This window comes from Streptomyces sp. NPDC093546 (genome assembly GCF_044765045.1).
Taxonomy (GTDB): domain Bacteria; phylum Actinomycetota; class Actinomycetes; order Streptomycetales; family Streptomycetaceae; genus Streptomyces.
In genome coordinates this window covers 582,702-603,561 of record NZ_JBIWJG010000003.1, presented here as the reverse complement: position 1 = coordinate 603,561, position 20,860 = coordinate 582,702, and the positions used below count along the sequence as shown (strand labels likewise).

At 73.8% G+C, this 20,860-nt stretch carries 20 protein-coding genes; 7 read left to right on the top strand and 13 right to left on the bottom strand.

The annotated features are described in order from the left end of the window. Window positions 1–99 precede the first annotated feature (99 nt). Window positions 100–807: a TetR family transcriptional regulator gene (locus tag ACIRNI_RS09225; RefSeq protein WP_403549890.1), complete on the top strand. Its 708-nt coding sequence runs from the start codon at window positions 100–102 to the stop codon at window positions 805–807. Here ACIRNI_RS09225 and ACIRNI_RS09220 read toward each other — a convergent pair. Together ACIRNI_RS09220 and ACIRNI_RS09215 are read right to left on the bottom strand one after the other, a co-directional pair. Continuing rightward, window positions 773–2,113: a metallophosphoesterase gene (locus ACIRNI_RS09220; protein ID WP_403549888.1), complete on the bottom strand. Its 1,341-nt coding sequence runs from the start codon at window positions 2,111–2,113 to the stop codon at window positions 773–775. The genes ACIRNI_RS09225 and ACIRNI_RS09220 overlap by 35 nt on opposite strands. Before the next feature lie 17 nt (window positions 2,114–2,130). Then, window positions 2,131–2,382 carry an SCO4848 family membrane protein gene (locus tag ACIRNI_RS09215; RefSeq protein WP_403549731.1) on the bottom strand — a complete coding sequence of 84 codons (252 nt, stop codon included), beginning with the start codon at window positions 2,380–2,382 and terminating at the stop codon, window positions 2,131–2,133. A 94-nt stretch (window positions 2,383–2,476) separates the two neighbouring features. Here ACIRNI_RS09215 and ACIRNI_RS09210 point away from each other — a divergent pair, with 94 nt between their 5' ends. Continuing rightward, the gene (locus ACIRNI_RS09210) at window positions 2,477–3,724 is read left to right on the top strand and encodes a D-alanyl-D-alanine carboxypeptidase family protein (protein ID WP_403549729.1); all 1,248 of its coding nucleotides are present in this window, start codon (window positions 2,477–2,479) and stop codon (window positions 3,722–3,724) included. On the opposite strand, the gene ACIRNI_RS09205 is transcribed toward ACIRNI_RS09210, so the two are convergent. Genes ACIRNI_RS09205 through ACIRNI_RS09190 form a run of 4 tightly spaced genes read right to left on the bottom strand, consistent with a single transcriptional unit; the run spans window position 3,657 to window position 6,494 of the window. Further along, window positions 3,657–4,577, bottom strand: a complete 921-nt coding sequence (locus tag ACIRNI_RS09205) for a YihY/virulence factor BrkB family protein (RefSeq protein WP_403549727.1) — start codon at window positions 4,575–4,577, stop codon at window positions 3,657–3,659. The two genes, ACIRNI_RS09210 and ACIRNI_RS09205, sit on opposite strands and share 68 nt — an antisense overlap. 9 nt (window positions 4,578–4,586) lie before the next feature. Continuing rightward, window positions 4,587–5,000 carry a GtrA family protein gene (locus ACIRNI_RS09200; RefSeq protein ID WP_403549725.1) on the bottom strand — a complete coding sequence of 138 codons (414 nt, stop codon included), beginning with the start codon at window positions 4,998–5,000 and terminating at the stop codon, window positions 4,587–4,589. Further along, window positions 4,997–5,980: a decaprenyl-phosphate phosphoribosyltransferase gene (locus ACIRNI_RS09195; RefSeq protein WP_403549723.1), complete on the bottom strand. Its 984-nt coding sequence runs from the start codon at window positions 5,978–5,980 to the stop codon at window positions 4,997–4,999. Before ACIRNI_RS09195 ends, ACIRNI_RS09200 begins: the two co-directional genes overlap by 4 nt. Further along, the gene (locus ACIRNI_RS09190) at window positions 5,973–6,494 is read right to left on the bottom strand and encodes a phosphatase PAP2 family protein (RefSeq protein WP_403549721.1); all 522 of its coding nucleotides are present in this window, start codon (window positions 6,492–6,494) and stop codon (window positions 5,973–5,975) included. Before ACIRNI_RS09190 ends, ACIRNI_RS09195 begins: the two co-directional genes overlap by 8 nt. A gap of 178 nt (window positions 6,495–6,672) precedes the next feature. On the opposite strand from ACIRNI_RS09190, the gene ACIRNI_RS09185 reads away from it, so the two are divergent. Beyond that, window positions 6,673–8,046 carry an FAD-binding protein gene (locus ACIRNI_RS09185; protein WP_403549719.1) on the top strand — a complete coding sequence of 458 codons (1,374 nt, stop codon included), beginning with the start codon at window positions 6,673–6,675 and terminating at the stop codon, window positions 8,044–8,046. A 37-nt stretch (window positions 8,047–8,083) separates the two neighbouring features. Beyond that, window positions 8,084–8,839 carry a decaprenylphospho-beta-D-erythro-pentofuranosid-2-ulose 2-reductase gene (locus tag ACIRNI_RS09180; RefSeq protein WP_403549717.1) on the top strand — a complete coding sequence of 252 codons (756 nt, stop codon included), beginning with the start codon at window positions 8,084–8,086 and terminating at the stop codon, window positions 8,837–8,839. Between the two features lie 15 nt (window positions 8,840–8,854). On the opposite strand, the gene ACIRNI_RS09175 is transcribed toward ACIRNI_RS09180, so the two are convergent. The 3 genes from ACIRNI_RS09175 to glyA form a co-directional block, all read right to left on the bottom strand. Then, entirely contained in the window at window positions 8,855–9,448 is a 594-nt protein-coding gene (locus ACIRNI_RS09175) for a 2'-5' RNA ligase family protein (RefSeq protein ID WP_403549715.1), read from the bottom strand. A gap of 141 nt (window positions 9,449–9,589) precedes the next feature. Beyond that, entirely contained in the window at window positions 9,590–10,603 is a 1,014-nt protein-coding gene (gene trpS, locus ACIRNI_RS09170; RefSeq protein ID WP_403549712.1) for a tryptophan--tRNA ligase, read from the bottom strand. A gap of 103 nt (window positions 10,604–10,706) precedes the next feature. Beyond that, window positions 10,707–11,984, bottom strand: coding sequence for a serine hydroxymethyltransferase (glyA, locus tag ACIRNI_RS09165; RefSeq protein ID WP_403549710.1), 1,278 nt, complete (start codon window positions 11,982–11,984; stop codon window positions 10,707–10,709). 232 nt (window positions 11,985–12,216) lie between these two features. Here glyA and rocD point away from each other — a divergent pair, with 232 nt between their 5' ends. After that, a complete protein-coding gene (gene rocD, locus ACIRNI_RS09160; protein WP_403549708.1) occupies window positions 12,217–13,434 on the top strand; it encodes an ornithine--oxo-acid transaminase in 1,218 nt (405 codons plus the stop codon). Between the two features lie 8 nt (window positions 13,435–13,442). Here rocD and ACIRNI_RS09155 read toward each other — a convergent pair whose 3' ends face one another. The 3 genes from ACIRNI_RS09155 to ACIRNI_RS09145 form a co-directional block, all read right to left on the bottom strand. After that, complete coding sequence (locus tag ACIRNI_RS09155) at window positions 13,443–14,630, bottom strand: glutathionylspermidine synthase family protein (RefSeq protein ID WP_403549706.1); 1,188 nt, start codon at window positions 14,628–14,630, stop codon at window positions 13,443–13,445. 20 nt (window positions 14,631–14,650) lie between these two features. Then, entirely contained in the window at window positions 14,651–14,968 is a 318-nt protein-coding gene (locus ACIRNI_RS09150; protein ID WP_403549704.1) for a hypothetical protein, read from the bottom strand. A gap of 99 nt (window positions 14,969–15,067) precedes the next feature. Continuing rightward, window positions 15,068–16,477, bottom strand: coding sequence for a PLP-dependent aminotransferase family protein (locus tag ACIRNI_RS09145; RefSeq protein WP_403549702.1), 1,410 nt, complete (start codon window positions 16,475–16,477; stop codon window positions 15,068–15,070). 47 nt (window positions 16,478–16,524) lie between these two features. Here ACIRNI_RS09145 and ACIRNI_RS09140 point away from each other — a divergent pair, with 47 nt between their 5' ends. Then, complete coding sequence (locus tag ACIRNI_RS09140) at window positions 16,525–17,043, top strand: carboxymuconolactone decarboxylase family protein (protein ID WP_403549700.1); 519 nt, start codon at window positions 16,525–16,527, stop codon at window positions 17,041–17,043. A 34-nt stretch (window positions 17,044–17,077) separates the two neighbouring features. On the opposite strand, the gene ACIRNI_RS09135 is transcribed toward ACIRNI_RS09140, so the two are convergent. Further along, the gene (locus ACIRNI_RS09135; protein WP_403549698.1) at window positions 17,078–17,824 is read right to left on the bottom strand and encodes an SDR family NAD(P)-dependent oxidoreductase; all 747 of its coding nucleotides are present in this window, start codon (window positions 17,822–17,824) and stop codon (window positions 17,078–17,080) included. Between the two features lie 71 nt (window positions 17,825–17,895). On the opposite strand from ACIRNI_RS09135, the gene ACIRNI_RS09130 reads away from it, so the two are divergent. Beyond that, complete coding sequence (locus ACIRNI_RS09130; RefSeq protein WP_403549696.1) at window positions 17,896–20,826, top strand: SpoIIE family protein phosphatase; 2,931 nt, start codon at window positions 17,896–17,898, stop codon at window positions 20,824–20,826. Window positions 20,827–20,860: the final 34 nt, after the last annotated feature.

The following is a 20,860-nucleotide window of genomic DNA, read 5'->3' as shown; positions in this document are numbered from 1 at the left end:
GACGAGAAGCGCGAGAAGGACGGGACCGACGTGACGGCCAGGGCCATCGCTCCGGAATCCAAGGGCGCGAAGCCGGCGAAGGCCACGGCCAAGGCCGCCATGGCGAAGGCGAAGGGTCCGCGCAGCGAGCAGACCCGCACCCTCATCCTCGAAACCGCGCTCCGGCTCTTCCAGGAGCGCGGGTACGACAAGACGACGATGCGGGCCATCGCCCAGGAGGCGGGCGTCTCCGTCGGCAACGCGTACTACTACTTCTCGTCCAAGGAGCACCTCGTCCAGGGCTTCTACGACCGGCTGGCCGCCGAGCACGAAGGCGCCGTCCAGCCGGTCCTCGCGGGCGACCCGGACCTGGCCGTCCGCATCCGCGACTCCCTGCTGACCTGGCTGGACGTCGCGGAGCAGTACCACCGCTTCGCCGCCCAGTTCTTCAAGAACGCCGCCGACCCCGAGAGCCCGCTCAGCCCCTTCTCGCCCGAGTCGGTCGCCGCGCGCGAGGCCGTGATCTCCATCCACCGGCGGGTCCTGGCCGGCTCCGACACCAAGACCGCGCCCGAGCTGGAGGAGCTGCTCCCCCAGTTGATGTGGCTGATGCACATGGGCCTGGTCCTGTACTGGGTGTACGACCGCTCGGACCGCGCCGAGCGCAGCCGCCGCCTCGTCGAGCGCACGGCGCCCATCGCCGCCCGCGCCATCGCGCTCTCGCGCTTCCGGCTGCTGCGGCCGCTGGTGCGGCAGGTGCACGAGGTGCTGGAGGAGTTCCTGCCCGGCGGGGTCACGCCTGCTTCGACGCCAGCTCCACCAGCGTGATGTCGGAGGGCGCGCCGACGCGGACCGGCGGGCCCCACGCCCCGGCGCCGCGCGACACGTACAGCTGGGTGTCGCCGTACTGTTCGAGCCCGGCGAGGGTGGGGTTGGCGAGGTCCGCGAGGTAGTTGCCGGGCCAGAGCTGACCGCCGTGGGTGTGGCCGGACAGCTGGAGGTCCACCCCGTGCCGTACGGCGTCGTGGATGACGACCGGCTGGTGCGCGAGCAGCACGGCGGCGCGGGCCCGGTCGCGGTCGCCGAGGGCCCGGACGAAGTCGGGGCCGTCGCCGTAGTTCTGGCCGGCGACGTCGTTGACCCCGGCCAGGTCGAAGCCCGCGATCTCGACGCGCTCGTTGCGCAGCGGGCGCAGTCCGAGCTCGCGTACGTGGTCGACCCACTCCTCGGCGCCGGAGAAGTACTCGTGGTTGCCCGTCACGAAGAAGGAGCCGTCGCGGGCGCGGAGCTGCGCGAGCGGCTCGGCGGCGGGGCCGAGGTTCGCCACGCTGCCGTCGACGAGGTCGCCGACGACGGCGACGAGGTCGGGCTGGGCGGCGTTGATCGCGTCGACGATCCGCTGCGTGTGGCCGCGCCCGAGGATGGGCCCGAGGTGGATGTCGCTCACCACCGCGATCCGGTAGCCGTGCGCCCGGCGCCCCAGCTTGGCGAGCGGCACCGTCACCCGCTTGACGCGCGGCCCGCTCAGGACGCCGTGGGCGCCGTACCCGACGGTGCCGAGCGCGACCCCGGCCGCCGCGCCGCCGACGACGCGCGAGACGAACAGCCTGCGGGAGAGGGCGGATGCCCGTGCGGGGGCCTCGCGCCGCTCCTCGGGCGCAGGGGCGGGCGCCTCGGTAGGCGCGGCGGTGGGCGCGGCGGGCGCGGGGCCTCCGGCACCCGCCGCGGCCCCGGCTCCGGCTGCTGCTCCCGCTGCGACGGGTTCCGCGACTTCGGCAGGTTCCGCAGGCCCGGTAGCCGCGGCGGCCCTGCCCGCCCGCCGCTCCAGCCACCGCCGCAGCAGCGGCCGTACCGCCTCGCCCACCACCAGCGCCAGCACCACGTACAGCAGCAGCGCCAGCCACAGGAAGCCCGGCCAGGCCAGCACCCGCTGGAGCCAGAACGGCGCACCGGCCCGGCCCGCCGTCAGGGCGCCGAGCGACAGCAGCGGCAGCACCACGGCCGCCACCGTGCCCGCCCGCCGCGCCAGGCTCCCGGGCACCGTCACATCGCGCACCAGGCGCCGCCACACGTACCAGTGCACCCCGCCCAGCAGGCCGAGCACCACGACGATCGACAGCGAGACGAGCAGCACGGACACGGCCCTACCCCCTAGACGCGGCGTGAGCCGCGACGCAGTGCGCGCACGCCGCGCAACCCGATGACCCCGACCACCGTCCCCAGAACAAAGGACGTCACGGCGAGCAGCAGATGAACCCAGAAGTACGCCGTCGGGTCGCCCGCGTCGTCGAAGGCGAGCCCGCTCGCGTCCTTCCACAGGTTCTTGATGAAAGTGATCCAGATGACCCAGCTCCACACCCCGAACGCGAGCAGGAACCAGGAGGCGGAGCGGCTGAGCTTCATGGAGCAAGTATCGCCACCCCGGACGGCGTGCCGTGCGCCGGGTCGGGTGTGGGTGGTATCACCAACCGCGAACGTTCCCTGTACGTTCTCGATCGTGCCCGCTCTGAAAAAGACCGCGTTGACGGTCACCGCCGCCGCGCTGCTCCCCGCCCTCACCGCCGTCCCCGCGTCGGCGGACACCAAGGAGGACAAGCAGCCCAAGCCGCCCGCGATCATGTCCACGGTCGGTGGCAAGGCGCTCGGCCGCCCGGGCACGCAGGTCAACCTGGCCCCCGGCGTACCGGTCCTCCCCAAGGAGGTGACGGGCCGTTCCTGGATCGTCGCGGACGCGGAGAGCGGCGACGTGCTGGCCGCGCACAACGCGCACTGGCGGCTGCCCCCCGCCTCGACGCTCAAGATGCTCTTCGCGGACACGCTGCTGCCCAAGCTCGACAAGGCGAAGACGCACCTGGTGACCCAGCAGGACCTGGCGAAGGTGGGCGAGGGCTCCAGCCTGGTCGGCATCAAGGAGAAGCAGACGTACACCGTCCACGACCTGTGGCTCGGCGTCTTCCTGCGCTCCGGCAACGACGCCGTGCACGTCCTGTCCGGGATGAACGGCGGCATCGAGCGGACCGTCAAGGACATGAACGACCGCGCCGACGAGCTCCAGGCGCTCGACACCCACGTCGTCTCGCCGGACGGTTACGACGCCGAGGGCCAGGTCTCGTCCGCGTACGACCTCACGCTCATCGCGCGCAGCGGCATGCAGAAGAAGGACTTCAGGGAGTACTGCTCGACGCCGCGCGCGCAGTTCCCCGGGGAGCTGAAGCCCGGGGACAAGAAGCGCGCGACGTTCGAGATCCAGAACACCAACCGGCTGCTCACCGGCGACCTCGGCGTCCTGCCGTACAAGGGCATCGCGGGCGTGAAGAACGGCAGTACGACACACGCGGGCGCGACCTTCACCGGGGTGGCCGAACGCAACGGCAAGGTGCTGCTGGTGACGGTCATGAACCCGTCCGCGAAGGAGGGCCACGCCGTCTACAAGGAGGCGGCGCGGCTGCTGGACTGGGGCTTCGCGGCGGCCGGGAAGGTGCGGCCGGTCGGTGAGCTGGTGCCGCCGAAGTCGGCGCGTACGGGCACCTCGGCGCAGCAGCAGATCGAGACGGGCACCGGCGAGGCGGCGACGAAGGCGCCGGTCACCGCGTCGCAGACCGGCGGCGGTGGCGCCGGGACGGCGCTGGCGGTGGCCGGTGGCGCGCTGATGCTGCTGGCGGGCGCGGTGTTCCTGGTCAACCGCCGCTGGCCGCTCCCGGAGCTCGTACGCCGTCGTCGTCAGCCGGAGGACTCAGCTCTTTAGCGTCTTTCGAGCCGGTCGCCGTCCAGGCGGCGCAGAACAGCAGCAGCTTGGCGGTGAAGTTGATCCACAGCAGCAGCGCGACCGGCACGCCGAAGGCGCCGTACATCGACTTCGCCGCCACGCCGCTCATGTAGCCGCCGAGCAGCAGTTTCAGCGCCTCGAAGCCGACCGCGCCGATCAGCCCCGCGACGACGAGGCGGCGGCGCGGCGGCTGCACGCCGGGCAGCAGCGTCAGGACGTACAGCAGGATCAGGAAGTCGGCGAGGACGGCGGCCGCGAGCGCGCCGGCCTGGAGGAGGACGCCGCCGGCGCCGCTCTCGGGGATGCCGAGCCGCTCGGCGGTCCAGCCGACGGCGGTGGAGCCGAAGGCCGAGGCGGCGAGCGAGGCGAGGCCGATGGCGCCCAGGCCCGCGAGGATGACCGCGTCCTTGCCCTTGCGGGCGAAGGGGTTGCCCTCGTCGCAGTCGTCGACGCGCCAGACCGCGCGCAGGCAGTCGCGCACGGAGCCGACCCAGTTGATGCCGGTGAAGAGCAGCAGGGCACCGGCGACCAGGCTGACCGTACCGGCGTTGGCGATCAGGGTGTCGAGGTCGAGCTGGCCGGAGATGCCGGGGACCTGCTCGGCGAGCTCGCCCTCCAGGCGGCGCACCTGCTCGTCGCTGAGGAGCGCCGCGCCGACGGTGGCGGTGAGCGTGATCAGCGGGAAGAGCGCCAGGAAGCTGGTGAAGGTGATCGCGGCGGCCAGGCGGGTCCAGTGGGCGCGGTCGAGGGTCTCGTACGAACGCCACGCGTGCGTCCGCAGGAACCGCGCCGCCCACGGGCCGATGACGGGGAGTTTGGTGAGCCAGTCCATGGGACCCGCCTACCCCCGTACCCCGAAGACCAGGGTTCTCGTCCCCCAGAAGCGCACGCCCGTGGCGAGAACCATGCCGACGCCGAGACCGGAGACGGTGTCGGCGAGCGGGGAGGTCAGCCCGAGGCCGTGGCGCGAGACGCCGAGGCAGGCCAACTGCACCGCGGCTCCGGCGAGGTTGACGCCGAAGAACACCCCGTACCGGCGGACGTGGAAGGCCCCGCGGCGGTACGTGCCGAGGGCGTTGCCCAGGTAGGCGACGGTGCAGCCGGCGAGGAAGGAGAGCGCCTTCGCGGCCAGCGGGTCGAGGGCCGTCCGGCGCAGCAGGAGGAAGACGGCGAGGTCGGCCGCGTACGCGACGGCGCCGACGCCGAGGAAGCTCAGGACCTCCCGCTTCGTCGTCCGCGTCGTCGTCCGCTTCAAAGGTCGGCGACCGCCAGTCCGTACATCGCCGTCCATACGAGGCCGATGACGGCGAGCGGCCGGTCGCGCAGGACGACGTCCTCGGGCGCGCCGGCGGTGCCGCGGTCGGCGAAGACGGCGTAGCGGAGGACGGCGAGGATGAAGGCGATCATCGACAGCTGGCGCCAGGTGCCGCTGTTCTCCAGGGCCCAGAGGCAGTAGCCGAGCACGGCGACCCCGGCGGCAAGCTGCCAGACGAAGCGGAGGTAGCCGGTGGTGTACTCGGTGAGCAGCGCGCGCGTGGTGCCGTTCCGGCCCGCCATCTGCACGGCTTCCGAGTACCGCTTGGCCGACACCATGAAGAGGGCGCCGAAGGCGGTGGTGATGAGGAACCAGCGGGAGAGCGGGATGGCGAGCGCGACGCCGCCGATCATGGCGCGCATGACGAAGCCGGTGGTGACGACGGCGAGGTCGACGACGAGGACGTGCTTGAGGCGCAGGCAGTAGGCGAGCTGCATCAGCAGGTAGGCGGCGAGGAGCACGGCCGTCATGGCGTTGCACAGCACGGCCCCGGCGAGGACCGCGCCGCCCGCGAGCACGCCGCCCGCCGCGTACGCCACCGGTACGGGCACCTCGCCCGCGGCGACGGGGCGGCGGCACTTGACGGGGTGCGCGCGGTCGGCGTCGGCGTCGCGGGCGTCGTTGACCAGGTAGACGCCCGAGGCGGTGGCCGTGAACAGCAGGAAGACCACGCCGAGTTGAAGCGCGGTGTGCCGCGAGACGAGCTCGCCCGCGGCCGCGGGGGCCGCGACGACGAGCACGTTCTTCACCCACTGGCGCGGGCGCGCCGCGCGCAGCACCCCGAACCCCACGGTGCGCAGCGCGGGCTGCCGCACCGGGCGGGGGGCCGTCGCGCGCGGTCCGGGCGGGTGGGCGGCGCCGCGTGCCGCGCGGGGTGGGGGCGGGGCGGGGGGTGTCAGTCCGCTGCGGGCCTCACGCATCGCGCACCGCCCGCCCGTCCCTCGCCCAACCCGCGCCCGCGAGCCCCGTCGCCGCGCCGAGCAGCGCGCCCGCCGCCACGTCCGTCGGGTAGTGGACGCCCACCACCAGGCGGGACAGGCACATCGCGGCGGCCAGCGGCGCGGTCACGCGGCCGGCGCGGGGGCGGAGGGCGGCGTAGAGGAGCGCCGCGGCGGTGGCGGAGGTGGCGTGGGAGCTGGGGAAGGAGTGCCTCCCGGCGGTGCGGACCAGCGCGGGCGCGTCGCTGGGGCGCGGCCGGCGCACCACCCGCTTGGCACCCATGCTCACGACGTGCGCCGCGCCGACGAGCGCGGTGGCCCGCAGCCACGCCGTGCGCCGTTCCCGGTCGGCCGCCGCGCCCGCGAGCCCGGCCGCGAGCCACAGCGCCGCGTGCTCGCCACCGGCCGACAGCGCCCGCGCGGCCGCCGCCACGCCGGGACTGCGGCGGCCCGCGTCGCGTGCGGCGGCGAGCAGCCGGTGGTCGACGTATCGCATCTGCCACCCCTTTCTGCACCCCTCTGCATCAGAGGCGACTGTCGCCCGCCGGGCGTCTCATCGCACGGACATCTTTCCTGACACTCGTTTAATCACCCATTTCGGGGAGTGTGGTGATACAGAGCGCATCACGCGCCAAATCATCGGAAAGCCACATGGAACGGCTTACCGTCACCCCATGCCCAGCGAGTCCGCCACCGAGTCCAGGCCCGAGCCCCTCACCGGCTGGGGCCGCACCGCCCCCACCGTCGCCCGCGTCGTACGCCCCCGCACGTACGGCGAGGCCGCCGCCGCCGTCCGCGACTGCGGCGCCCGCGGGTCCATCGCCCGCGGCCTGGGCCGGGCCTACGGCGACGCCGCGCAGAACGCGGGCGGCGCCGTCCTCGACATGACCGCGCTCAACCGCGTCCGCTCGCTCGACGCCGACGCGGGCGTCGTCGTCTGCGACGCGGGCGTCAGCCTCCACCACCTGATGGACGTGCTGCTCCCGCTCGGCTGGTTCGTCCCCGTCACCCCCGGCACGCGCCAGGTCACGGTCGGCGGAGCCGTCGCCGCCGACATCCACGGCAAGAACCACCACGTCTCCGGCTCCTTCACCCACCACGTACGTGCCCTCGAACTCCTCACCGCCGACGGCGAGATCCGCACCGTGCCGCCCGGCACCGACCTGTTCGACGCCACCGCCGGCGGCATGGGCCTCACCGGCGTGATCCTCTCCGCCACCCTCCGGCTGCTCCCCGTCGAGACGTCCCTGATGTCCGTCGACACCGAGCGCGCCCGCGACCTCGACGACCTCATGGCCCGCCTGACCGCGACCGACCACCGCTACCGCTACTCCGTCGCCTGGATCGACCTCCTCGCGCGCGGCGCCGCCACCGGCCGCGCCGTCCTCACGCGCGGCGACCACGCCCCGTACGACGCCCTCCCGGCCCGCGCGCGGCGCCGTCCGCTCGCCTTCCGCACCGGGCAGCTGCCCCCGCCGCCGCACCTGCCCTTCCGCGACGGGCTGCTGGGCCGCTGCGGCGTCCGCGCCTTCAACGAGCTCTGGTACCGCAAGGCCCCGCGCCGCCCCCGCACCGGACAGCTCCAGCCGATCCCGGCCTTCTTCCACCCGCTCGACGGCGTGCCGCACTGGAACCGGGTCTACGGCCGCGCCGGTTTCGTCCAGTACCAGTTCGTCGTCCCGTACGGCCGCGAGGACGCCCTGCGCCGCGTCGTGCACCGGATCGCGCGCCGCCGCTGCCCCTCCTTCCTCGCCGTGCTGAAGCGCTTCGGCGACGCCGGTACCGGCTGGCTGTCCTTCCCGATGCCGGGGTGGACGCTGGCGCTGGACATCCCGGCGGGGCTGCCGGGCCTGAGCGTGTTCCTCGACGAGCTCGACGAGGAGGTGGCGGAGGCGGGCGGCCGGGTCTACCTCGCCAAGGACTCCCGGATGCGGCCGGACACCCTGCGCGCCATGTACCCCCGGCTGCCCGACTTCCTCGCGCTGCGGGGCCGCCTGGACCCGCACGCGGTCTTCACCTCGGACCTCGCCCGCCGCCTCGGCATGTAACTCGGCCCGCACCTCGGCATGTAAGGAGTACGTCGCCATGAAGGACGCCTTCGGCGCCCCCCAGTCCCTGCTCCTCCTCGGCGGTACGTCGGAGATCGCCCTGGCCACCGCCCGCCGCCTGATCGCCGGACGCACCCGCACGGTGTGGCTCGCCGGGCGCCCCTCCCCCGCCCTGGAGGCGGCCGCCGCGTCGCTGAGGGAGCTCGGGGCCGTGGCGCACACCGTGCCGTTCGACGCCCTCGACACCGCCTCGCACGAGGAGACGCTCGGCAAGGTCTTCGCGGAGGGCGACGTCGACATGGTGCTGCTCGCCTTCGGCGTGCTGGGCGACCAGGCCCACGACGAGGCCGCGCCGACGGCCGCCGCGCAGGTCGCCCAGACCAACTACACCGGCGGCGTGTCCTCCGCCCTGACCTGCGCGAACGCCCTGCGCGCGCAGGGCCACGGCTCGCTCGTCGTGCTCTCCTCGGTGGCCGCCGAACGGGCCCGCCGCGCCAACTTCGTCTACGGCTCCAGCAAGGCGGGCCTCGACGCCTTCGCCCAGGGCCTGGGCGACGCCCTGCACGGCACGGGCGTGCACGTCATGGTGGTCCGGCCCGGTTTCGTCCGCACCAGGATGACGGCCGGGCTCGCCGAGCCGCCGCTCGCGACGACCCCGGAGGCGGTCGCGTACGCCATCGAGCAGGGGCTGCGGCGGCGCGCGGAGACGGTGTGGGTGCCGGGCGCGCTGCGCGCGGTCATGTCGGTCCTGCGGCACCTGCCGCGGCCGGTCTTCCGCCGGCTGCCGTTCTAGGGGGTGCCGGGTAGGTCAGCCGCGCGAGGCGGCCGGCTCGTCGACCGGTGAGCCCTGCGCGGGGACGCCGCCCTTGGACGGGCGGCCGGCGCCGAACTCGTACGCGTGCAGCTGCCGCCACACCCCGTCCGCGCCCTGTTCGTAGAGCGCGAAGGAGCCGACGGTCCACGCCGCCTCGAAGCCGGCGAGCTCGTCGTACGCCCGGTCCATCGCCTCGTCGGGGATGCCGTGCGCCACGGTGACGTGCGGGTGGTACGGGAACGCCAGCTCGCGCGCGAGCGGCCCGGCCGGGTCCCGGACCTGCTGCTGGAGCCAGGAGCACGCCGACGCGCCCTCCACGACCTGGACGAAGACGACCGGCGACAGCGGCCGGAACGTGCCCGTGCCGCTGAGGCGCATCGGGAAGGAGCGGCCGGCCGCCGCGACGGCGGCGAGGTGCGCCCGGACCTCGGGCAGCCGCGCCGCGTCGACCTCGGTCGGGGGCAGGAGCGTGACGTGGGTGGGGATGCCGTGCGCGGCGGGATCCCCGAAGCCCGCGCGCCGCTCCTGGAGCAGGCTGCCGTAGGGCTCCGGGACCGCGATCGAAACGCCGAGCGTTACGGTCCCCACGTCGTTCTCCTCACTCCTCGGTTCAGTCGTCCGGTGCGCTGCGGTGCGGTGCGCTGCGGTGCGGGTGCAGCGCCAGTGTGGCGGCTGCACCCGCCGCGTGGCCAGAGCCGTCGGGCCGCCGCGCGGGCCCGCTCGGCTCCGCTAGTGCTTGGCGGGCAGGAAGCCCATCCGGTCGTACGTCCGCGCCAGCGTCTCGCCGGCGACGGTCCGCGCCTTCTCCGCGCCCTTGGCCAGGATCGAGTCCAGCGTCTCCGGGTCGTCCAGGTATTCCTGCGTACGGGCCCGGAAGGGCGTGACGAAGTCCACGACGACGTCGGCGAGGTCCGTCTTCAGCGCGCCGTACAGCTTGCCCTCGTACGACCGCTCCAGGTCGGCGACGGAGGTGCCGGTGAGGGTGGACATGATGGTCAGGAGGTTGCTGACGCCCGGCTTCTCCTCCGGGTCGAAGCGGATCACGGTGTCGGTGTCCGTGACCGCGCTCTTCACCTTCTTCGCCGTCGTCTTCGGCTCGTCGAGCAGATTGATCAGGCCCTTCGGGGTGGACGCCGACTTGCTCATCTTGGCGGTCGGGTCCTGGAGGTCGTAGATCTTCGCCGTTTCCTTCAGGATGTACGGCGCCGGGATGGTGAACGTCTCACCGAAGCGGGCATTGAACCGCTCGGCGAGGTCCCGGGTCAGCTCGATGTGCTGGCGCTGGTCCTCGCCGACCGGCACCTCGTTGGCCTGGTAGAGCAGGATGTCCGCGACCTGGAGGATCGGGTACGTGAACAGGCCGACCGTGGCACGGTCGGCGCCCTGCTTGGCGGCCTTGTCCTTGAACTGCGTCATCCGGCCGGCCTCGCCGAAGCCGGTGAGGCAGTTCATGACCCAGCCGAGCTGGGCGTGCTCGGGGACGTGGCTCTGGACGAAGAGCGTGCAGCGCTCCGGGTCGAGACCGGCCGCGAGGAGCTGGGCGACGGCGAGCCGGGTGTTGGCGCGCAGCTCGGCGGGGTCCTGCGGGACGGTGATCGCGTGCAGGTCGACGACCATGTAGAAGGCGTCGTGGGACTCCTGCAGCGCGACCCACTGGCGGACCGCGCCGAGGTAGTTGCCGAGGTGGAACGAGCCGGCGGTGGGCTGGATTCCGGAGAGCACACGAGGACGTTGCGAGGCCATGCCCCTCATTCTCGCAGGTGCCACCGACAGCCGGTGAACGGATCCCGCCCGCCCCCTGCGACGAAGAACACAGGGAACGGGCGGGCAGGCGGGCCGGTACGCGTCAGACCGGCAGGCCCGGGGCGGGGTGGGCGGCCATGAGGTCGGCGACCTCGGCGCGGATCTTGGCCAGGGAGTCCTCGTCCCCGGTCCGTGCCGCGGTGACGCCCCGGTCGATCCAGTCGGCGACGGCCGCCATGTGGTCGGTGCCCAGACCGCGCGAGGTCAGGGACGGGGTACCGATGCGGATGCCGGAGGGGTCGAAGGGCTTGCGCGGGTCGAAGGGGACGGTGTTGTAGTTCACGACGATCCCCGCGCGGTCGAGGGCCTTCGCGGCGACCTTGCCCGGTACGTCCTTGGGGGTGAGGTCCATCAGGATCAGGTGGTTGTCGGTGCCGCCGGAGACGAGGTCGAAGCCGCGCGCGAGCAGCTCGGCGGCGAGGGCCTGGGCGTTGGCGACGACCGCGTGGGCGTAGTCCCGGAAGGACGGCTGGGCGGCCTCGTGGAGGGCGACGGCGATGGCCGCGGTGGTCTGGTTGTGGGGGCCGCCCTGGAGGCCCGGGAAGACCGCCTTGTCGATGGCCTTGGCGTGCTCCTCGCGGGACATCAGCATCGCGCCGCGCGGCCCGCGCAGGGTCTTGTGCGTGGTCGTGGAGATGACGTCCGCGTGCGGCACGGGCGAGGGGTGGGCGCCGCCCGCGATCAGGCCCGCGATGTGCGCGACGTCGGCGACGAGCACGGAGCCCGCCTCCCGGGCGATCTCCGCGAAGGCGGCGAAGTCGATGGTCCGGGGCAGCGCGGTGCCGCCACAGAAGATGATCTTCGGCCGCTCCGCGAGGGCGAGGTCGCGCACCTGGTCGAAGTCGATGAGCCCGGTGTCCTGGCGTACGCCGTACTGCACCCCGCGGAACCAGGTGCCGGTCGCGGAGACGCCCCACCCGTGGGTGAGGTGGCCGCCCATCGGGAGGGCCATGCCCATCACGGTGTCGCCCGGCTGGGCGAAGGCCAGGTACACGGCGAGGTTGGCCGGGGAGCCGGAGTACGGCTGGACGTTGGCGTGGTCGACGCCGAAGAGGGCCTTGGCGCGGCCGACGGCGAGCCGTTCGACCTGGTCGATGTTCTGCTGGCCCTCGTAGTAGCGGCGCCCGGCGTAGCCCTCGCTGTACTTGTTCTGCAGGACGGTGCCGGAGGCCTCCAGCACCGCGTCGGAGACGTAGTTCTCGCTGGGGATCAGGCGCAGGGTCTCGGCCTGCAGCCGCTCCTCGGCACCGACGAGCGCGGCCAGTTCGGGATCGGCGGCGGAAAGGGCCGGGTGGTGCGGGGGAAGGGAAACGTCGGTCATGGCGTCCTCCAAGGGGCCGGCAGCACTCACATCCAACGAGGTCCCCAGGCGGGCGGCACCTCGAGCGGTCTGCCGCGCACGACTTCCCCGGGGTCGCTTCCCCGTACGCCAGTCGCCGTGCGTACGGCCCACCTTAGCGGGCGCGTCGCACGGAGGTTTCCCGGTCCACATCCCGAGCGACGATAGAGAGGGGTGCACCCAGGCACCCGGCCGCAGGACGAACGGAGATCCCGTGTCGAGAACGCAAGACGTGATCGCTTCCGCGGAGGCGCGCAGCGCGCACAACTACCACCCGTTGCCCGTCGTCATCGCCTCGGCGGAGGGGGCGTGGATGACGGACGTCGAGGGGCGCCGCTTCCTCGACATGCTCGCCGGTTACTCGGCGCTCAACTTCGGCCACGGCAACCGGCGGCTGATCGAGGCCGCCAAGGCCCAGCTGGAGCGGGTGACGCTGACCTCCCGCGCCTTCCACCACGACCGGTTCGCGGACTTCTGCGCGCAGCTGGCCGACCTGTGCGGCATGGAGATGGTCCTGCCGATGAACACGGGCGCCGAGGCGATCGAGACCGCCGTGAAGACCGCCCGCAAGTGGGGCTACCGCGTCAAGGGCGTCCCCGACGGCACGGCCAAGATCATCGTGGCGGCGGACAACTTCCACGGCCGGACGACCACGATCGTCAGCTTCTCGACCGACCCGGAGGCGCGCGCGGACTACGGCCCGTACACGCCGGGGTTCGAGATCGTGCCGTACGGCGACGCCACCGCGCTCGAGGAGGCGATGACCGACAACACCGTGGCCGTGCTCCTGGAGCCGATCCAGGGCGAGGCCGGGGTGCTGGTGCCCCCGCCCGGCTACCTGGCCCGGGTCCGGGAGCTGACCCGGGAGCGGAACGTGCTGTTCATCGCGGACGAGATCCAGTCGGGTCTCGGGCGCACGGGCCGGACGTTCGCCTGCGAGCACGAGGGCGTGGTGCCCGACATGTACGTCCTCGGCAAGGCGCTCGGCGGCGGCGTGGTGCCGGTGTCGGCGGTGGTGTCGAGCGCGGCGGTGCTCGGGGTGCACCGGCCGGGCGAGCACGGCTCGACGTTCGGCGGCAACCCGCTGGCGTGCGCCGTGGCGCTGGAGGTGATCGCGATGCTGCGCACCGGCGAGTACCAGCAGCGGGCGGCCGAGCTGGGCGACCATCTCCACCACGAGCTGGGCCTGCTGGTGGGCGGCGGCGCCGTGGAGGCCGTGCGGGGGCGGGGCCTGTGGGCGGGCGTCGACATCGTGCCGAGCCTGGGCACCGGCCGGCAGATCTCCGAGAGGCTGATGGAGCGCGGGGTGCTGGTGAAGGACACCCACGGGTCGACGATCCGGATCGCCCCGCCGCTGGTGATCGGCAAAGAGGACCTGGACTGGGCGCTGGAGCAGCTGCGTGCCGTCCTGCAGGCGGGCCCTACGGGATAAGGCAGGCCCTACAGGATGACGTGCGGCAGGAAGCGGGCGTACTCGTCCGTGACCAGCCCGGACGACTCCCGGATGCCGAGCCCCGCCGCCTCGTCCTCGACGACCCACGCGCCGAGCACGACGCGGTTGCCGTCGAAGTCGGGCAGCGGGGCCAACTCCTGGTAGCAGCACGGCTCGTCCCGTACGACGGGTTCGGCGCCGGGTTCGTGGATCGTGACCCCGGCGCCCTCCCGGCCGAGGAGCGGCTTGGCGACGTAACCGGGACCGGAGGGGCCGGCCAGTTCGCGGGGGCCGTCGAGATAGGCCGGGAGCAGGTTCGGGTGGCCCGGGTACAGCTCCCACAGGATCGCCAGCAGCGCCTTGTTGGACAGGAGCATCTTCCAGGCGGGCTCGATCCAGCAGGTGGTGCCGGTGCCGCCGCCGTTGTCGAGGGTGTCGATGACGTGCCGGCCGAAGGGGTCGGTGGTCAGCCACTCCCACGGGTAGAGCTTGAAGCAGCTGCGGATGAAGCGCAGCCGGTCGTCCACGAAGCGGCCGGAGAGCCGGTCCCAGCCGATCCGCTCGACCGACAGCGCCTCGGTGTCGAGCCCGGCCTGCTGGGCCGTCTCGCGCAGGTACGCGACGGTCATCAGGTCCTCGCCGAGCTCGTCGCCGTCCGAGTGCACGAAGTGGACCGGGCCCGGCGGGAGCAGGGCGGCCTGCCGCTTCCAGGCGTCGACGAGCCGCTCGTGGAGGGAGTTCCACTGGTCGGCGCCGGGGAAGCGGTCCTCCATCCAGAACCACTGCGGGCTGGCCGCCTCCACGAGGGAGGTGGGCGTGTCGGCGTTGTACTCCAGCATCTTGGCCGGGCCCGTACCGTCGTAGCGCAGGTCGAACCGCCCGTAGAGCGACGGCAGTTCGGCACGGCGGCGCCAGGACTCGGCGACGAGCCCGGCGAGGCGCGGGTTGGTGATCCCGAGGTCGGCGAACCGGTCGTGCTCCACAATGTGGGCGGCCGCCGCGAGGCACATGGCGTGCAGCTCCTCGACGACCTCCTCCAGCGCCTCCACCTCGGGCAGCGAGAAGACGTAGTACGCGCTCTCGTCCCAGTACGGGTGCAGGGAGCCGTCGGGGAAGCGGGTGAGGGGGTAGACGAGCCCCTGCTCCTCGACGGTCCGCTGCCAGTCGGGGCGCGGCTCGATGGTGAAACGCTTCATCGGTGACCTCGTCCCCGGGCTCAGCCGCCGCCGGAGCCCGACGAGGAGCAGCCGAAGCCGCCGCGCTCGACGGCCGACTTGTCGAAGCTGCCGCCGGAGACCTTGCCGTTGTCGACGGAGCCGCCGTAGTAGTACTGGCCGCGGGGGATGACGGTGCTGCTGCTCCCGCTGCTTCCGCTCCCGCTTCCGTTGCCGCTCTCGCACTCGTAACTGGGGAGCTTCTCGCGCGTGACGGGGTCGACGCAGCGCTTGTCCGGCTCGGAGCCGCAGGAGGTCAGCGTCGCCGCGAGCACTCCCATACCGCCGAGCACGACCGTGCTCGACCTCAGCCTGCGCATGCGCCCACCCTCCCGTTACTGACCAACACGACCATGGACGGCACAGATTAGAGGGCGGTTCCCGCGGCTCCGAGGCCGGGTCCGGGGAATGGACGCGGCTCAGGGCAGTACGCGGCACAGCGCGTCCAGTGCGCCGGCCCACGCGCTGTCGGTCGGCGTCCCGTACCCGACGACCAGCCCGTCCCGGGTCCGCTGGACGTGCGGGTTCCGGAAGCCGTCGAGGCCCTGGAGGGCGAGGCCCTGCCAGGCGGCGGCCTGGACGACGGAGCGTTCGGTGCCGGGCGGCAGTTCGAGCACGGCGTGGAGCCCGGCGGCGATGCCGCTGACCTCGATGTGCGGGGCCCGTTCGGCGAGCGCCGCGACCAGCTGGTCGCGCCGCCGCCGGTAGCGCAGCCGCATCGCCCGTACGTGCCGGTCGTACGCGCCCGAGGAGACGAACTCCGCGAGCGTGAGCTGGTCCAGCGCGCCGGACGCCCAGTCGACGGGGCCCTTCGCCTCCGCGACCTCGCCCGCCAGCGCCTCGGGCAGCACCATCCACGCCAGCCGCAGGCCCGGCGTCAGCGACTTGCTCGCCGTGCCGAAGTAGACCACCCGCTCCGGGTCCAGGCCCTGGAGGGCGCCGACCGGCTGCCGGTCGTAGCGGAACTCGCCGTCGTAGTCGTCCTCCAGGATCAGCGCACCGGCGCGCCGCGCCCAGTCGACGGCCGCCGCGCGCCGCTCGGGCGGCAGGGCGCCGCCCAGCGGAAACTGGTGGGCGGGCGTGATGAGCACCGCGCCCTGGGCGCCCAACGCGTCCGTGCGGGTCCCCTGTTCGTCGAGGGGCAGCGCGGTGGTGCGCAGCCCGGCCTCGGCGAGGATGCCCCAGTGGACGTCGAGGCCGTACGACTCGACGGCGACGTCCCGTACGCGGCGCGCGCGCAGCACCTTGGCCATCAGCATCAGCCCGTGGACGAAGCCGGAGCAGATCACGATCCGGTCGGGGTGGGCGTGGACGCCGCGCGCCCGGGCGAGGTAGTCGGCGAGGACGGTGCGCAGCTCGATCCGGCCGCGCGGGTCGCCGTAGCCGAAGGCGTCGTGCGGGGCGGCCGTCAGCGCGCGGCGCGCCGCCTTGAGCCACTCGCCGCGCGGGAAGGAGCCGAGGTCGGGTACGCCGGGGTGCAGGTTGTGGCGGGCGGCGCGCCGGGGCCGGACCCGTGCGGACGCGGCCACCGCGGGGGCGGCCTGCCGGGGCCGGGCCCGCGGGGCGGCGCGGCGGGCGACGCGCGTGCCGGAGCCCTGGCGGGCGGTCAGCCAGCCCTCGGCGACGAGCTCGGCGTACGCGTCGGCGACCGTGTTGCGGGCGACGCCCAGGTCGGCGGCGAGCGAGCGGGACGACGGCAGCCGGGTGCCGGGGGCGAGCCGCCCGGTGCGTACGGCGTCGCGCAGGGCGTCCATGAGTCCGGCGCGCAACCGGGGACCGCGCAGCTCAAGGTGCAGGTCGGCACCGAAAGTGGCCCAGGGATCCGTCATGGAAATGGACCATAGCGCCGTGCCACCGGGCCCGTACGGTCGAAGCCATGACGACGGACGACTTCAAAGACACCCCGGGCACCAAGGACTACGCCCCCGAGCACACCCCCCGCCTCGACTGGGCCACGCACGCGCCCGAGGTCTACAAGGCCATGGTCAGGCTGGACGCGGCGGCCCGCCGGGGCCTCGACCCGCTCCTCCTCGAACTGGTCAAGATCCGCGCCTCGCAGCTCAACCGCTGCGCGCTCTGCCTCGACATGCACGCCAAGGACGCGCTGGCGGCGGGCGAGTCGGTGGAGCGGATCGTCCAGCTCAGCGCCTGGGAGGAGTCGCGGCACTTCTACACCGAGAAGGAGCTGGCCGCGCTGGAACTGACCGAGGCGGTCACGGTCCTGACGGACGGCTTCGTACCGGACGAGGTGTACGAGAAGGCCGCGCTCCACTTCAAGGAGGCCGAACTGGCGCAGCTCATCGCGGCGATCACGGTCATCAACGCCTGGAACCGCTTCGGCGTGGCCACCCGCCAGGTCCCGGGCCACTACACCCCGGGCCAGTTCAACCACTGAGGGGACGGCCGGGGCGTGATACGAGCCGGCCGGCTCAGCGGCCGCCCGAGACCCGCAGGACCGTGCCGGTGGTGTACGAGGCGTCGGGCGACAGCAGCCAGGCGACGGCGGCGGCGACCTCGGACGGTTCGCCGGGGCGGCCGAGCGGGATCGCGGCGGCGGCCTTGGCCGGTCGGTCGGGGTCGCCCATGGCGGCGTGCATGTCGGTGTCGATGATGCCGGGGGCGACCGCGTTGACCCGGATGCCGGACGGGCCCAGCTCCTTGGAGAGGCCGACGGTCAGGGCGTCGGTGGCGGCCTTGGTGGCGGCGTAGTGGACGTAGTCGCCGGGGCTGCCGAGCGTCGCGGCGGCCGAGGAGATGTTGACGATGGCGCCGCCGGACCGGCTGGGCGCCGCCATCTCGCGGGCGGCCCTGCGGCAGCACAGCAGGTAGCCGAGGAGGTTCACCTCGACGACCCGCCGCAGGTCCTCGGTGCGGGCGTCGGCGAGCCTGCCCAGCGGGCCCGTCACGCCCGCGTTGTTCACCAGGCCCGTGACCGGGCCGAGCTCGGCCGCCGCGGTGTCGAAGAGCCGCTCCACGTCCGCCTCGGCGGAGGTGTCGGCCCGTACGGTGACGCACCGCGCCCCGGCCGCGCGTGCGGCGGCCGCGGTCCGCTCGGCGGCGTCGGCGTCGCGGACGTACCCCAGGACGAGGTCGTGTCCGTCGCGGGCCAGCCGGACGCAGGTGGCCGCGCCGATGCCCCGGCTGCCGCCGGTGATGACCGTGACCGGACGTGCCACGTGCCCCTCCCAAGATCGCTTGCGTGAGCCCGACGTTAGCACCGCACCATTTGCCCGATTAACCTAGTTTTGTGGACTCGTATCCGACCCGTGGTGGTGGAGTACGCGCCGAGATCCTCGCCTCCTGGGAGCGATCGCAGACGCTGGGCATCGACACGGAGGGCGTGGCGCTGCCCGTCGAGAGCGACCTGGACCCCGACTCGCGGCTGGTCAGGGCCGCCGCGCCGGTGCTGGAGGGGCTGTGCCGCCGGTTCGCGGGCCTGCCGGTCACGGTGGTGCTGGCCGACGCCCGGGCGAACATCGTGGAGCGGTGGGGCGACCCGGTCGGCCTGGAGCTCATGAACGAGGCGTCCCTGATCACGGGCGCCAACGTCGACGAGCGCTTCATGGGCACCAGCAGCGTCAGCATGGTCCTGAGCACCCGGTCGCCCTTCGTGGTCGTCGGCCACGAGCACTTCCTGCACAACCTCAAGAACCTGACCTGCATGGCCGCCCCGGTGTTCGACCCCGTGGGCGGCACGGTCCAGGGCGCCGTGAACGTCTCCGTCCCCGAGGAGCTCGCCGAGCCGGGCATGGCCGTCCTGCTCCAGGAGGCCACCGACCGCATCGCCGAGCGGCTGCTGGAGCTCGGCTCCGCGAAGGAGCGCGAGCTCGTGCGCTCCTTCCTCCGGGACCGCCAGCGCGGCGCGCACGCCCGCCTCGACCTGCACTCCGGCGAGCTGGCCGGACCCGGCGGTGAGGCGCCCCGGCTGGCCCGGCGGGAACGGCTCGCCCTGCTGGAGGCCGCGGTCCAGCTGATCTCCTCGAACGACGAGTCCTTCGCCGAGGTCACCCTGGCGGGCGGCCAAGTCGCCGCGCTGCGCCGCAGGTCGCTGCGGCACGGCGACGCGGAGGGCGCGGCGGTCGAGGTGAGCTTCCTGCCCGACGTACGGCGTACGTCCCTGCCGACGGTGACGACGGCGAGGTCGACGGCGACCGCCACCCCCTCAGCCGCCACGAGCGTGGCGACCGCCCCCGACGGGCGGGAGGTGCCGCTGCTCCACCGGCCGCCCGCCCCCGCCGGTCCTCCGGAACCCCAGGAGCGGCACGAGCCGCACGAGCCACAGGAATCACAGGAACCACAGGAGCCGGTGGGCAGCCGCCCCGACGCGTGGCTCCTGCTGGTGGGCGAACCGGGCGTCGGCCGCCTCGCCGCCGAAGCACGCCGGCGGCTGGGCCTCCTCAACGAAGCCGGCGTACGCGTCGGCACCACGCTCGACATGCGGCGCACCACCGAGGAGCTGGCCGAGATCGCGGTACCGCGCTTCGCCGACCTCGTCGTGGTGGACCTCGTCGACAGCGTCCTGGCGGGCGAGGAGCCACCACCGGGCCCGCTGGCCCCGGAGGCCGGGCTGTCCCGGACCGCCGCCTGGACGGCCGAGGACGCCGCCGAGGCCACCGGCGCCGCGGGCCACGCCCCCGCGCGGGGCGTCGGCCGGCCCGTCCACTACGCGCCCGGCACCCCGCAGGCCCGCTGCCTCGGCACCGGGCAGCCGGCCGCCGACTCGGTGCCGGCCGCGGCCGTGGCGGCATCCTCCGTGGGCGGCGCCCACCCCGTCGAGCTCCTCGGCGAGGGCGTGCACTCCTACCTGGGCGCGCCGCTGTGCGCCCGGGGTGCCATCCTCGGGCTCGCGGGCTTCTACCGCCGCGGCCGGGACAGGCCCTTCGAAGAGGACGACCTCACCCTGGCGGGCGAGCTCGCGGCCCGCGCCGCGATCAGCGTGGACAACGCGCGTCGCTTCAGCCGGGAGCGCAACGCCTCCCTCACCCTCCAGCGCAGCCTGCTCCCCCGCGACCTGCCCCGGCTGACCGCCGCCGAGCTCGCCTTCCGCTATCTGCCCGCCGACGTCGGCACCGGCGTCGGGGTGGGCGGGGACTGGTTCGACGCGATCCCGCTGTCCGGGATGCGCGTGGCCCTGGTCGTCGGGGACGTCGCCGGGCACGGCCTCCAGGCGGCGGCCACCATGGGCCGCCTGCGTACCGCCGTACGCACCCTGGCCGGACTCGACCTGCCGCCCGAGGAGGTCCTCGCCCACCTGGACGAACTGATCGGCCGCTCCTCCGAGACGCCGTCGGACACGCCACCCGGCTCCACCCCGGTGGAGGAGGTGGACCCCGCCATGGCGGCGACCTGCCTGTACGCGGTGTACGACCCGGTGACCTGCCGCTGTACGGCCGCCCGGGCCGGGCATCCGCCGCCCGCCGTGGTCGCGCCGGACGGCACGGCACGCCTGATCGACCTCCCGGCCGGCCCGCCGCTCGGACTCGGCGGACTCCAGCCGTACGAGTCCGCCTCCGTCGACCTCGCCCCGGACAGCCTCCTGGCGCTGTACACCGACGGCCTGCTCAAGGAGGAGCGCGGCCACGAGATCTCCGACGCGCGCACGAGCCGGCTGCTGGCCGCGCTGAGCGACGGGGGACCGGGGTCGCTGGACCGGACGTGCGACCGGATCACGGAGACCCTGCTGCCCGGCGGGCCGCGCGACGACGTGGCGCTGCTGCTGGCCCGCGTCCACGCGTTCCCGGAGGACCGGGTGGCCTGCTGGGAGCTGCCCGCCGACCCCTCCGTGGTGGCCGAGGCCCGGTCGCTCGTACGCCGCAAGCTCCTCGACTGGGACCTCGCGCACCTGGAGTTCACCACGGGACTGGTGGTGAGCGAGCTGGTGACCAACGCCGTGCGGTACGGCGGCAAGGGGCCGGTGGCGCTGCGGCTGCTGCGCGACGGGACGCTGATCTGCGAGGTGTCCGACCACAGCAACTCGTCCCCGCGCATCCGGCGCGCCGCCACCACCGAGGAGGGCGGGCGGGGCTTGTTCCTGGTGGCGCAGTTCACCAAGAGCTGGGGCGCCCGCTACATGCCGCAGGGAAAGACGGTATGGGCGGAGCAGGTCGCGCACACCGAGCGCCGGCTGCCGGAGGCGGACGAGCATGCGCTGCTGGACATGTTCGACGACCTGGGCTGAGCCCGGGGCGGGCACCGGCTCCGCCGAAGCCGCC